This is a genomic window from Nitrospira defluvii (assembly GCF_905220995.1).
In the GTDB taxonomy this organism is placed as follows: domain Bacteria; phylum Nitrospirota; class Nitrospiria; order Nitrospirales; family Nitrospiraceae; genus Nitrospira_A; species Nitrospira_A defluvii_C.
Genome location: NZ_CAJNBJ010000020.1, coordinates 107,829 through 120,263, shown reverse-complemented (window position 1 = coordinate 120,263; position 12,435 = coordinate 107,829). Strand labels below are relative to the sequence as shown.

General features: G+C 59.6%; 16 protein-coding genes. All 16 read right to left on the bottom strand.

Going from position 1 to position 12,435, the window contains the following annotated elements:
- Nucleotides 1-35 precede the first annotated feature (35 nt).
- Nucleotides 36-749, bottom strand: a complete 714-nt coding sequence (locus tag KJA79_RS21160; protein ID WP_213044088.1) for a c-type cytochrome — start codon at nucleotides 747-749, stop codon at nucleotides 36-38.
- A gap of 59 nt (nucleotides 750-808) precedes the next feature.
- Nucleotides 809-2,092: a sialidase family protein gene (locus tag KJA79_RS21155; RefSeq protein ID WP_213044087.1), complete on the bottom strand. Its 1,284-nt coding sequence runs from the start codon at nucleotides 2,090-2,092 to the stop codon at nucleotides 809-811.
- A 73-nt stretch (nucleotides 2,093-2,165) separates the two neighbouring features.
- Entirely contained in the window at nucleotides 2,166-2,837 is a 672-nt protein-coding gene (locus KJA79_RS21150; protein ID WP_213044086.1) for a c-type cytochrome, read from the bottom strand.
- A gap of 50 nt (nucleotides 2,838-2,887) precedes the next feature.
- Nucleotides 2,888-3,463 carry a cytochrome c peroxidase gene (locus tag KJA79_RS21145; protein ID WP_213044085.1) on the bottom strand — a complete coding sequence of 192 codons (576 nt, stop codon included), beginning with the start codon at nucleotides 3,461-3,463 and terminating at the stop codon, nucleotides 2,888-2,890.
- Between the two features lie 59 nt (nucleotides 3,464-3,522).
- Nucleotides 3,523-4,092, bottom strand: a complete 570-nt coding sequence (locus tag KJA79_RS21140) for a cytochrome c peroxidase (RefSeq protein WP_213044084.1) — start codon at nucleotides 4,090-4,092, stop codon at nucleotides 3,523-3,525.
- Between the two features lie 141 nt (nucleotides 4,093-4,233).
- Entirely contained in the window at nucleotides 4,234-4,518 is a 285-nt protein-coding gene (locus KJA79_RS21135) for a hypothetical protein (RefSeq protein WP_213044083.1), read from the bottom strand.
- Nucleotides 4,519-4,585: 67 nt separating this feature from the next.
- Entirely contained in the window at nucleotides 4,586-5,263 is a 678-nt protein-coding gene (locus KJA79_RS21130) for a hypothetical protein (protein WP_213044082.1), read from the bottom strand.
- Between the two features lie 327 nt (nucleotides 5,264-5,590).
- Nucleotides 5,591-6,322: an NAD(P)H-hydrate epimerase gene (locus tag KJA79_RS21125; protein WP_213044081.1), complete on the bottom strand. Its 732-nt coding sequence runs from the start codon at nucleotides 6,320-6,322 to the stop codon at nucleotides 5,591-5,593.
- A gap of 10 nt (nucleotides 6,323-6,332) precedes the next feature.
- Nucleotides 6,333-7,151, bottom strand: coding sequence for a hypothetical protein (locus tag KJA79_RS21120; protein WP_213044080.1), 819 nt, complete (start codon nucleotides 7,149-7,151; stop codon nucleotides 6,333-6,335).
- Nucleotides 7,148-7,882 carry an MlaC/ttg2D family ABC transporter substrate-binding protein gene (locus KJA79_RS21115; protein WP_213044079.1) on the bottom strand — a complete coding sequence of 245 codons (735 nt, stop codon included), beginning with the start codon at nucleotides 7,880-7,882 and terminating at the stop codon, nucleotides 7,148-7,150. Before KJA79_RS21115 ends, KJA79_RS21120 begins: the two co-directional genes overlap by 4 nt.
- On the bottom strand, nucleotides 7,879-9,309 hold the full coding sequence (locus KJA79_RS21110; RefSeq protein ID WP_213044078.1) for a hypothetical protein: 1,431 nt from the start codon (nucleotides 9,307-9,309) through the stop codon (nucleotides 7,879-7,881). Before KJA79_RS21110 ends, KJA79_RS21115 begins: the two co-directional genes overlap by 4 nt.
- Entirely contained in the window at nucleotides 9,306-10,109 is an 804-nt protein-coding gene (locus KJA79_RS21105) for a DUF3047 domain-containing protein (protein WP_213044077.1), read from the bottom strand. Before KJA79_RS21105 ends, KJA79_RS21110 begins: the two co-directional genes overlap by 4 nt.
- Nucleotides 10,110-10,114: 5 nt before the next feature.
- On the bottom strand, nucleotides 10,115-10,852 hold the full coding sequence (locus tag KJA79_RS21100) for a DUF3047 domain-containing protein (RefSeq protein WP_213044076.1): 738 nt from the start codon (nucleotides 10,850-10,852) through the stop codon (nucleotides 10,115-10,117).
- An 8-nt stretch (nucleotides 10,853-10,860) separates the two neighbouring features.
- Nucleotides 10,861-11,532 (bottom strand): tetratricopeptide repeat protein, encoded by a 672-nt coding sequence (locus KJA79_RS21095; protein ID WP_213044075.1) that lies wholly within the window; start codon nucleotides 11,530-11,532, stop codon nucleotides 10,861-10,863.
- A gap of 130 nt (nucleotides 11,533-11,662) precedes the next feature.
- Nucleotides 11,663-11,911 (bottom strand): hypothetical protein, encoded by a 249-nt coding sequence (locus KJA79_RS21090; protein WP_213044074.1) that lies wholly within the window; start codon nucleotides 11,909-11,911, stop codon nucleotides 11,663-11,665.
- 55 nt (nucleotides 11,912-11,966) lie between these two features.
- The gene (locus KJA79_RS21085; protein WP_213044073.1) at nucleotides 11,967-12,317 is read right to left on the bottom strand and encodes an STAS domain-containing protein; all 351 of its coding nucleotides are present in this window, start codon (nucleotides 12,315-12,317) and stop codon (nucleotides 11,967-11,969) included.
- Nucleotides 12,318-12,435: the final 118 nt, after the last annotated feature.

The window sequence follows — 12,435 nt, the reverse complement described above, 5'->3', positions numbered from 1 at the left end:
CGAAGTATGAATATCTTAGAAGATCGCTCCCTCTGTCATTTCAACGTATGGAGATAAGCCACGATCGCATCAAGCTCCGGCTCGCTGAAACCAAACGTCGGCATAAAGGTGCCCGGCTTGATTGTCTGGGTGTCCTTGAGCCAGCTGCGTTCCCACTCGGGGCGGATCTTGCGACCTACGTGACTTAAGTCGGGGTAGCCCGCCACGCCGCCTTCGCCGATCGTATGACAGGCCCGGCAGTCGTAGGCCCGCACGAACGCTTCGCCTTTTTCGACGTCGGAAGCCTTGGCTTGAAGAATCTTCTCTTTTGGAACCTCGCGTTTCAAGGTGAGCAAGAAGGCCACGACATCCGCCACCTCCTGCTCGGATTTCCAGTCCAGTCTGGGCATCGGGCTTTCAGGAAACAATTCCGACGGATCGTAGATGAAGTTGTTCAGCCATTCTGCAGACCGGCGAAGGCCGACCTGCGCCAGATCCGGTCCCTGGCTCCCTCCATGGCCGCGGATGCTGTGGCAATTCACGCATTCCTGTTTCTTGAACAATTCCTTCCCGACATCTGGGCGTCCCGTCATGGCCTGGCCGGCCGGCGCGCTGGCTGGAGCAGGACGCGCTTGTGCCGACACTACGGCCTTCGCCGTCTGCGGCGCGATTGTCGGCATCGATTCGCGCGGCACAGGCGGCTCTGCGCATCCCAACGTCAGCGCAAACAGCGTGCTGAGCCCTATCGCGATCTTTCCTATCTGCGTCATGATCGTCATGCTCCTCTGTGGTGTGCAGTTTCCGGCAAGCCCCTGATGACTCGCGCTTCTCACTCCATCGGCTGCCGCAAGTACGGCAGCGACGAGGCATAGACATCTGAACAACGGACCGGCTGGCAGACACTTGGGCCGCCCCGCCGGTCATCCCGCTGATCCTCCCAGATGACCATCAATTCCTTGTGCGCGCCGACCGCCAAGCCGGCATGCAAATGATCGGCCGGCCGCCGATCGCTGTTGACTCGAACATTGGGTCGGAACGTGTTTCCGCCGTCTGCGCTATACGCGAGATAGATGTCGGCCTGTCCATTCCGATAATCTTCCCACGCCACCGCCACGGCGCCCGTCACTCCGGCTCCCAGACTCGGATGAAACTGATAGGTCTCGCCTCGATCGTCGTTGAGCTTCCGATTAGGGCTGAAGGTCTGACCGCCGTCGATACTCCTCGCAAAATAGATATCGGCTTGGCCCTCTCTCAGATCGTGCCAAGCCACATACACCGCGCCGCCATCATCCACCGCCAGGCTGGGGTTGAACTGCCCGTCTGTTCCAGGATCGTCGTTGACCCGGACGTTCCGGCTGAACGTCTTTCCTCCGTCTGTGCTTCGTGAGAAATAAATGTCTTGGTTGCCTTTCCTGAAATCGTGCCAGGCCAGGTAGATCGTTCCGCCGGCATCGACCGCAAGGCTCGGGTAGAGCTGGCCGGCGCGGCCCACATCGTCGTTCACGCGGAGATTTTCGGTGAACGTCTTCCCGCCATCAATGCTCTTGGCAAAATAGATGTCGGCCTGATTGCGGCGATAGTCCTGCCATGCGGCGTAGATCGCCCCGTTCCGATCGACCGCCAGACTGGGCAAGGTCTGAAACGCTGGACCGGCTAAGCCATCTGGCTCGTCGTCGCCAAAGACATCCGCCTCAACCGGGTTGTCCTTGTCGTCGTTGATACGGATGGCTGCGGTGAACCCATCGCCACGCGCCGCCTCGCGCGCAAAGTAAATGTCGTAATCGCCGTCCCGATTGTCGAACCACACGATGTGGGCGCGATCCTGCCGGTCCAGCGCCACAGTCGCTCCGAACAGCCCGGCAGTTCCAGGGACATCGTTCACACGCACATTCGAGCCGAAGGTGCGGCCGCCGTCACGGCTCTTGACCAGATAGATGTTGGATTTACCCTCCCGTGTGTCCGACCACACGGCAACCGCCATCCCTTCGCTTCCGATCGCCAGCCCGCGCTGGCCAGCCGACAGCGTCCCGGCTTGCGCGCGACCTGGGGTAAAGTCCGAGACGCGAACGTTCTGGGGCGCCGTACCGAAGAAGGACAATGCGCGTGCGAACATAGGCCCTCCGGTCAAGAGAATGAGTGCGCTCACCATTCCTGCCAAGCGGCGCCATCCCGGCTTCATCCGGCCTCTACTTCAAGCTGTCCAGATAAGTCGCGATGGCCTTGGCTTCGTCTTCTGTAAAGCCGAACGTCGGCATAAACGTGCCCGGCTTGATCTTTTGCGGATCCTTCAACCATTCCTGTTCCCATTCGGGATAGATCTTGCTGCCGATGTGGGTCAGGTTCGGATACCGGGGCCGCCCTCCGTCCTGGATGATATGGCAAGCGCGGCAATCGAACGCCGCCACCAGGGCTTTCCCGAACTCCACCGGCGAAGTTGTGGTCTTGCGAATCGCATCCCGATCGACCGGCTTCTTCAGCGTCTGGAGATAGGCAACAATGTCCGCGACCTCCTGCTTGCTCTTCCAGGGGAATCGCGGCATTTTCGTGTCTGGAAACTGATCCTCAGGATCATAGATGAATTCCAGCAGTTTGCCGGGAGCGCGCCGGAGGCCGACCTGAGTTAAGTCAGGTCCGACCTCCGAGCCTTGATGATTGACGCTGTGACAATTCCGGCAATCGCTGCGATCGAAGAGTTTCGCGCCGACATCGGCCCGCCCGGCGGGAGCGGTCGCCGTGGGACTCGCTGTCCCACCCGCCGCCAAGACCTGGGATCCCTGCACCAGAATGACGAGGCTTGCCAGCCAGGCCGCAGTGAGCCAGGTTTGCAAGACGCTGTTCTGTTTTGCCGATGCCTTCATCTGAATTCTCCCTCGTGGATTGACCGGCCTGTCTATCTATGCTGCCGGGACTACATGGCCCCAGGCACCGGCATCGGGACGATCTTCATGGCCCCCGGCTCCAGTCTCCGGCCTTCGCTGAAGGTCGTGATGTAGGCGGTCAGATCGGTGGCCGCCTGGCTGTTCAAATCCAGCGGCATGCCTTTCAAGAAGGTCATGATGCACATGTTGTTCATGCCTTCCAGCGTGACCACCGCTTTCATCGGCCCCATCGGCTTGGGGAAATGCGGCGCCGCCCCTTTGAGCGTCGGGATGGCGACTTTCATCTTCATCCCTTTCCATTCCATTTCGGACGCGCCGCCGACCGTGCCGCCTTCGCTGTGGCAGCTGGCGCAGCTCTGGCCCGACTTGTTCATTCCCAAGGTCGTATCGTTATACAGCTTCTTCCCCCGTTCGACGGAAGCCTCCAGCGTATCCGGCGGCATCGTCATCATCATCTTCTTCATCGCCATCACTTTGTCCTCGGAGAGATAGGGGCTCATCATGCTCATATCGCCCCCCATCATCATCATTTTCATTTGCTCGCATCCCCAGAGACCACCCAATAGCGCGAATGCTGTAGCTGAAACCATCGTTGCTCGTTTCATCGGGTCATTCTCCTTCTTCGAACGTTCATTCCATTGATTCAGTGATCATCTCTCCACCCTTACATGGCCCCTGGGACCGGCAGCGGGACGATCTTCATGGCCCCCGGCTCCAGTCTCCGGCCTTCGCTGAAGGTCGTGATGTAGGCGGTCAGATCGGTGGCCGCCTGGCTGTTCAAATCCAGCGGCATGCCTTTCAAGAAGGTCATGACGCACATGTTGTTCATGCCGCCCAGCGTGACCACCGCTTTCATCGGCCCCATCGGCTTGGGGAAATGCGGCGCCGCCCCTTTGAGCGTCGGGATGGCGACTTTCATCTTCATCCCTTTCCATTCCATTTCGGACGCGCCGCCGACCGTGCCGCCTTCGCTGTGGCAGCTGGCGCAGCTCTGGCCCGACTTGTTCATTCCCAGGCTCGTGTCGTTGAAGAGCTTCTTCCCTCGCTCGACGGAAGCCTCCAGCGTGTCCGGCTTCATCATCATCATCATTTTCTTCATCATCATCACTTTATCCTCGGGAATGTAGGGGCTCGCCATCTCCATCTCCGCACCGGCAAGATACACTCCTGCCCCCAACACCAATCCCGTGACGATAAGCACCCCGGCCCCCAACCCGTTCCGTGTGAGCGTCATACCGGCACCTCCTTTGTCCCATTGATGATAAAAAGCGATGTTTCGCCCTGCTATAGGAATACGTCTGTAGTACAGCATGGACCGGCTCCACTGTCTGTGATCTAGCTGACACTTTCCGGTTTCCTTCTAGACGACCTTTCTTCACCCCTGGCAGTCGTGATGGATGTTCCCCTCAAGACTCTGCGGTCGAACCGACGAAGCGCTGCCGAACTGCTGCGGCGCAGGGGTGGGAAGTCGAACGGCATACGTTCCGGCGCCGGTCCGCATGAGTTGCACCTGTCCTGTTCTGCTCAAACGATCCACTTCGAAGAAGATCTGGTTCCACGTGAGGCCCGGACAGGCGGACACCAGCTCTTCAAGCAAGCACCCGGGAGATTCGGCCACGGCGTGGATAATGCGGTCGCTAGAAGTAGATGCCTGTTCCATACCGTCCCCTCTGTTTTCTTTCCTCAGAGCCACACAGGGCCCGTTGGGATGAGAGCGTCTCTCCCGCTCATCTCGATGTCGGCACAAACTGAAAATTCGTGATGAACCGATCGAAGACCGGCCAGTATTCCCCATACTGATCCGGCGAGGCGGCGTACTCGATCACAAGGAGATCCGGCCCATTCTCGATCATGACGATACTTTCCCTGAGATCCAGGCTCAGCACCTCAAGCCCCTTCGAGAGCAGAGACGCGACCTCGTGAATCCTGACCAGACGGGCTGGACGACGGTCGACTGCGATGGCCTCCGTGCCGAGAATGTGTGCGCCCTTGTCACCCTGCAACTGCGCGAGCAGATTCTCCATGGATGCAGTCTGTCCTCCCCTCGGATATCGAGAGACCATCATCATGACCACCGTATGTCGTGTCTGGTCCACCGGTCCGACAAAGAAGCCCTCAAGTGTCGCATCCCTAGGATCCAGGGGATGGGCCCAGGTTGCCGGTACCTCGAAGCGATAATCGCCTCTCGGAGAGGTCGCGGACGTCATCTGCAGAGCCTCAACGCCGGCGGCATCCGCGTGCCCCTGCCTGGCAGCCTCCACCGGGGAAGCCCAGAGCACTGGATTGCCTGGTGCCCGGCTTCCAGCTACCGACGCGGCCGCACTCGCGAGCACAGCGGCGAAGCCGAGCACTCCAATGACCAGCATGAGTTCTCTCGTGTGTGTGGTGTCCCAGTGGAGTGTCATGCGGCGCCTCCTTCCATTGCCGAATTATTTGTCTGTGTTTCTCCTCGATTCTTGAACGCCTGATGATGAGAATCGCATAGGCCGTGCCGAACGGAGCAGAACGATGCGGATCAACTGACGGTCTATCTTCCAAGGAGTTAGCTTGTGGATCTGACCAGGCAGGTCTTTCCTCTGCCAGCTGCCGCTACGACGCTTCGTGTAGCCTCCGAACAATCGTATTCGGCAACGCGCTCTTTGTTTGATGAGAGGCAAGGGGGCAGGAGACGGTGGGGAGCGTTGAATGGCTTGGAGATAGCGTTGAGCCGCGCGTCAGGCGCTGGCGGGTCGTTACCGGCAGGTCAACGGAACCCAGAAACCCTTTGTGAACGGATTGACATAGGACAATCCCATGCGACGATAGGTCTGCTCGGGAATGCCGATGTCGGCCAGGAAGAGCTGTCCTGTTCTCTGGGGCAGCAGGCCCGTTTTGGGGAGAGCCAGCGTCATGGTCCAATGGGGCTGGATACAGTCTCCCGGCGTGCCACCGGTTGTGGCGTCCAATCCGGACGGAATATCGAGCGCCAGAATCGGCGCTCCTGATCCGTTCGCCCACCGGATCAGCTCCGAGACTGGACTGCGCGGAGCAGAGCGGAGCCCGTAGCCAATCAAGGCATCGACGACCAGATCGACTGGTTCGACAGTCAAGGAGGTCGGTGTGATTTCTCTGCCGCTCGTCGAGCGGAAGATCTTCCGCTGAAACGCAGGAACTTCATCAAGATCGCCAGGCTCTGCGATACAGAGTGTGACGCTGATCCCGCGATTGACTAGGTGGCGGGCGGCGCAGATCCCCCCTCCGCCGTTCCCTCCACTACCGGCCAGCACGACGATTCTCGCAGAAGTCCACACTTCGCCAAGCACCGCAAGGGCGAGCAGCGCCAGATTGCGTCCGGCGTTCTCCATCATCTGAAAGAGATTCGGTCCCGTCTCTTCAGTGGTAATGCGGTCCACTTCCCGCATTTGCGCAGCCGTGACCGCAGGAACTTCGATCCCGGCGTCCGTGAAGAATCGCGGGCTGCTCATCGCGTGCCTCTCATTCAGCATAGACCAGCAACTGAATGCCAATGATCAGCACGAGGATTCCCCATGCGCCTTTCCAACGAGCATGTGAGGGAGCTACACTGTTAATCGCATCGGCTGTGGCGAGCGAATACTCGGAGACAAGCAGGCATGTTCCGGCCATCAAGGCAGTCACTCCCATCGTCAGGTGATGGAGGGCGATTTTATGGGCAGACGGGTGGTCGCTATGGCTATGGAGAAAGAGCAGCGACCCTCCGATGACCGCAAAGGTCGGGAGAGGCAGCGCCCAGTAACGCTCCTGCAACCGCCCGGATCGCCGGAACAGCTCCAGCGTGCCGACGACCAGAAGCAGGAGGGCATAGATCTTATGTTGCAACGTTCTGGTGTCGCCGCCGAAGAATGTCTTCATGAAGGTCTGAGGGCCGATCGGCCAGGCATCGTGATCACTCCAGACGACGAGATAGCTCCCGGCTACCAACATCGCACCCGGCAAGAGAAAGCGCACCCACGACCAGGCCGTGATGCCCAACGCGCTGTGCAGTTCACTGAGGCCGATGAGCACGACAAAAGCTCCGGCCAGGCGGTGGTTGAATTCCGAGTAGGCCTTCCCTTCCACCGATCCATCCCAACCCGAGATCGTCAGGCCGACTTGTTGTGAGGCCCCTCCTCTCGGAAGTGAAGGATGTGAACTGCCGGCCTCATGAGCGGGAGGTGGACTCTGGGCCGACAAGGAGAGAGAAGGCTGGCAGAGGAGGACGGCAAAACACCACAACACGGCACGCCAAATGTTGCCGATGTGCAAGGCGACTCGCGGAGGACGTTTCGTTTTCATCGCTCGCCTCCGATCGCACTGACGGTCGATGGGCGGGGCCCCTCAAATGGCTCCGCAACATCGCCGGCCTTGCTCGTGAGCTTGACGAGCAGCGCCTGGAACGAAGCCTCTCGGATGATACTGGCAAACTGGGCTCTATAGTTTCCCACCAGACTGATCCCATCCACGCTGATGTCGTAGACGCGCCAGGCCTCTCCTCTATTCACGAGACGAAAATTCACCGGGAGATCGACTTTGCGCGAGACCAGCCTGGTGCGGACTTCGGCAAAGTTTCCCGCAACCTGCTCGCCGAGGTAACGGACGTCTTCGCCCGAATAGTCTTTGAACCGGCCTTCATAGGACGATTCCATGAATTGCCTGAATGCGTCCAAGAACGCTTTGCGATCTCTGTCGGCGCGCGCCTTCCACTCTTGCCCCAACGCACGCATGGCCATCTCGTCGTAATCGATCACGCCGCTGATGGCCTCCACAACCAAGCGTTTCCGCTCCCGGCTCCGCTCGGACTTCCGCCAGTCCGGATCGGCAAGAATCGTCATCACCCGGTTGACGGCCTCTTGTATCGTGCGAGTGGGGGCCCCCGTTTCAGCCGCCAGAACGGGGCTGTATGAGAGGAGTATCGACACCAGCAGGCCGACGGCCGAGAGGCAGATCGCGTGGGTCGGCGCCCATTCGCGCCGCCTGCCGCTTTGTGCGAGGTGAACCTGTCCGGCGGGTTGATTCCATCCGATCATGGCATCCCTCCTTCTTCTTCACCGCTTCCGCGTCCCACGGCAAATCCGGGTGGGGAGGTTGCGGTCTTGGGTGATCCAGCCACCGATGTGCGTTGCTTCGCTTCCGCCTGACTCCGAAGTGCTTTGGCGTTGATGTGCAGCGGGTGTCGAAGCATGGCTAACGGCGGAACTTCATCCCCGGTCCGGTACGGACGAGTCAAGATCACGAAGATCATGTTCATATGATAGTTTCCCGGCTTGCGCAGGTTCGTCATGTTCAGCAGGCTGTACCCAACTGCCGACGGTTGAGAACGGAATACGGTTCCCCGGACAATCCCCCATTCCTTCCATTGTTCCGGGATCATGAAGGCCTGCAGATAGGTGCCGGGTTTCCCGCCGACGACATACCAATCATGATCTTTGTCGGTGACGGCACCGGCTTCGTTCTTCTGTGCGGAGAAGGCCAGGGGCTGCGGATTCACGGCATCCCGATAGGTCATCCCGCCTGCTCCGTCGCGGAATTCGCTCACGCCGGTAAACTGAAAGTCTTGGAGTGCCTTCAGGACTAGCCATGGCGCTGAAAATATCGAGGGAGTAGTGAAAGAACTGGCATAGAAATAGGTATAGGCGGTCCCGCCCGGCATATCGGGGAAGTACCGGCCGAGGTTGAGTGATTGACGGACTCGGCGGATGGCCCGAACGGGCCCGTTCTTGACCCCGTCGATCCGGACTGAAAAGTCTTCTTCGGTGAACAGCGGGCTCCAGGTGGAGAGGAGCAACGAAAACGTGGGGTGCACACGCAGCTTCATGCGCTCGAGCATATTCTCGTCCGTCCCGCCTGCGGCGGGCGCGATGCGCAGGCCGGTGAAAAAGTTGCGTCCGGGATAATAGTCGATCGTGTAGAACGAGGTCCGGGCTTGGTTCGTGGCGGGATCGAATCTGGCATAGGACACCGGCGATGTCGGAGGAACGTGAGCCGAATAATGGACGAGGTACGCCCAGCCTCGCTCTCCGTTCACGGGGTCGGCCACCTCAATCTCGACCGCAGCATCGCTCGTGGCCGGCAACAATTCCGATGCGAGCCGATCTCCGGTATCTTTAGCCATAAAGACCAGTTCATCATTCTCGTCGAGCTGAAACTCGTCCTTGGCATCGGTGTCGCTGAAGACGATCTCGCCCGCGCCGTCCCGCTCGTCAAACTGGAACGGGATGGGCAAGAGGTGACCATCCTGGACGCTGTAGAGCCGGTACCTGGCCGTATCGCGGGTCGGGAGTCCTGTGAGGATGCCGGTCTTCACAATCACGGGATCATGCAGACGTGTGAGCGTCTTCGCCTCCTGAGCCGCCGCAAGATTCGATCCGGAAGAGAAAATCGCCACACACAAACAACCGCAGAGTCCATACGCCCATGTACCAACCGATGTAGAGGCACGTCTGCGCGCGTTCATGGGCGAACTCGATTGGTTTCAGGTTCGGCGCAACGGATCGCCAAATCGTCAAAGCCGGCGATGACGCGTGATCGCGTGTTGTCCGTGTCTGCCAGAAAAGCCACGGCCTCCACCTCACCCGGCTCTTTTCCCGGGAATGCCCGCATGAAATCGTTCGCCAGATGGACCTGTTCAGTCACCCACTGGCCCACCTTTGCGGTTCCGCTCTCCACGATCACCATTCGCTCTTTAGACGGCAGCCAGGCGTTGGGATAGATGGCTCCGACCGGCGCCCGGTGATCCCACAGGTACACCAGAATACGTTTATCCAATGGATTCCAGAACGACGGGCCGCGAAAGACCACGTAGAGTTTCGCGGCCGCGTCGTCGCCTTCTTTGCGCATGAGGTCGCCCGCCGCGATCGTGTTCGAGATCCTCCATCGCCAACTCACGTGGGGGCATTGTCGCGGAGCAAACGTCAGATGCACGCCTTTGGCGGAAGAGGACCGGTCGCTCTCGACCTTGAGATAGTGATTGCCGTCCGGCTCGGAGGCGAGGGAAAAGACGTTGTGCCTGGCGATACTGGGAAATCCCTGCTCCTCCCAGCGGACACTCAAACCCGCTTCGAAGTCTTCGGAGAAGAGCAGCGAGTTCTGCGCGACTGCCTGCGACGTTCCGATGCTGAACAGGCCGGCGCACACGAAAACAGAGAGGAGTCCCGCGCAGGCCAGACCGCTTCCTGTCCCTGCCGGGCGACTCCCCAGGTGTTGACACTCGACCATCGTCTGCGGCCTGGCTGCTGAGTGGTTCTGGTCTCTCATCGTGCTCAACTCCTGTTCAGCGAGAGGTGCCGATAGTACGCGGTCGCCTGTTCGCCCGTGTCGTCCGTATCGGTCATGATCCCGATGAATCTCAGCCTGGGCGGATCGCTACCGAACGCATTTGCATAATCCTCGGAAACATTGCGTCGTTCACTGACCCATTGCGCGACCTTTGACGGTCCGCTCTCCAGGATGATCATCTTGGCCCAGGACGCATTGGCGTTGTCGAGCATCGTCCCCACGGGAAGCCGATTGTCCCAGACGTAGAGGAGCGCGCTGCCCGGAGGATAACGGCCGTAAATCAACCGGACGATCTCATACTTCATCCGCTTGAAGAGAGAGGCTTGGGCCGGGTCGTAATGAAAGGCCACGATGATCCGCGCGGGAAAATCGTCGCCGTTCTTAGTCGTGGCGTCCCCTTTCTCGATGAGATTGGACACCTTCCAGTCCCATGCAATCAGCGGGAACTCACTCGCATCCAGGTCCACCTCGGTGTAGATGCCGGAGGCGGATGCCTGACTCACCGCCTTGAGAGCCGTTCCCCCTTCGTCTGCCTCGACGGAGTAATCTGTCGCCTTCGCGACGTTCTGAAAACGCAGTATCTGCCATCCCTTCGGCAGTCCATTGTCTCCGAGCGAGTCAGGAGAAGGATTCAGCAAGAGTCGTGCGTCTCCGGCCAGCACGGGCATCCAGGAGACGGCCAGAATGGCGACCAACGTGAGCGAGGCAAGCGGAGCATTCATCGGCATCCTCATCGCAACGGACCAGAAAGGAACGCTTGCTGCCGGGCTGCGATCACTCTTAGAATCATATCGGCATGATTGAGGGCCCGGACGCTCCAATGCCGAACCGTCCGCAGATAGGTCAGGTCCGCGTCACGCAGGTCCAAGTGGATCGCCTGCCGATAACTCTCAATTGCCTCGCCCCCATGGCCACCGGCGAAGAGATCGAGCGCCAGACCGGCCCAGGTGCCGGCCATCTGCTGGTTGAGGTCCACGGCGATCCGCCAAGCCTCCATCGCAGGGATCAGTTGATCCAGCTCGTAGAAGGCGAAGCCAAGATTGCTCCAGGCCGGCGCATAGCCAGGATTGAGCGTGACGGATTCTCGGAACTCTATGAGCGCGTCTGCGGGCTGTCCCTGAACATGGAGGACCATGCCGAGGTTGTTATGGGGCACGGGACTCAGAGGACTGAACCGGATCGCTTCACGAAACTCCCGGGCCGCACCCTCCAGGTCTCCCTGCTCGAACAATCGCCCTCCGGCGTCATTATGGAGCATGGATTCATCCTGTGCGGTGCGCACCGTTGTCGCCTCCGAATTCGGCGCCGAGGGCACACCGGGAAGTGTGTCTGCTTGGGAGACGGCGCAGCCAAGCGTCGCCGTGAGCCATGCCGCCACACTCCAAGCGCGAATGCGAGTCATACATCTCCCTCCACAACTCGGCCCCAGTGGGACCAGGAACAAATCATCATGGACGTTCCCGCCATTCCTGCTGTCCCAGCTACAGTCCACCATCCCGAGCCTGGTCCCTGTCGCCTGCAAGGGACTGGCCTCAGCGGCAGGTCGTCATGGCCCGCATCAGCAGCCACACTGTCGCCAGTGCGACACTCGCGATTCCGATAATGCCACTCCAGGACGCCAGAAAGAGGAGTCGAATATACTCACCAAGCGTGTCTGCCCCATGCGCGAACAGAATGTAAGCTTCCATCCCAAGACCGATCACCAGCAGGATCGCGGAAAGTTTCATGAACGTCCACGCATTCCCTTCTGACAAACATTTCCACTGCGTCTCGTGTGTCATGACGTCCTCCTTTCCCTCAGCGCCCTGTAGAGTTTCCTTCCAATCGATGTCCGTGTCATTGAGAGCGCCTGGAATTCGTGAGGTTCGCTGCCTTGATCGGCGGTCCTCCCGGTCCGATTGTCTTTCCTTGCCGAATTTTTCCGACGACTTGCCGTCCCAGAAGCGCCTGCACGAGCAGGGTGGCGCCCGTCAGCCGCACGTTCTCGCCCAAGATCCTCTTGAGCGTCTCGACTCCTTGTCGATCAATGTAGGTCACATCGGACATATCGAGCGTGATGTGTCGGCTCTGGGACAGGCAAGACCCACAGGTACGGTCGAGTTCGGAAACCCAGTCTCCGATCACCCGGCCCTCCACCTTCAGGCAAACCTGGTCACTGTCTTCGCTCACTTGAGTAATTCGTAACATCGTGGCGCCTCCTCGAACGGCTCCGGCAATCGGGCCGTGATCGCATTCCAAATCGTCTGAGAGTGCTGCTCCTCTGTATCTCAAGGACCGTGCCCGCGCCGAGAACCGATCGCAACCA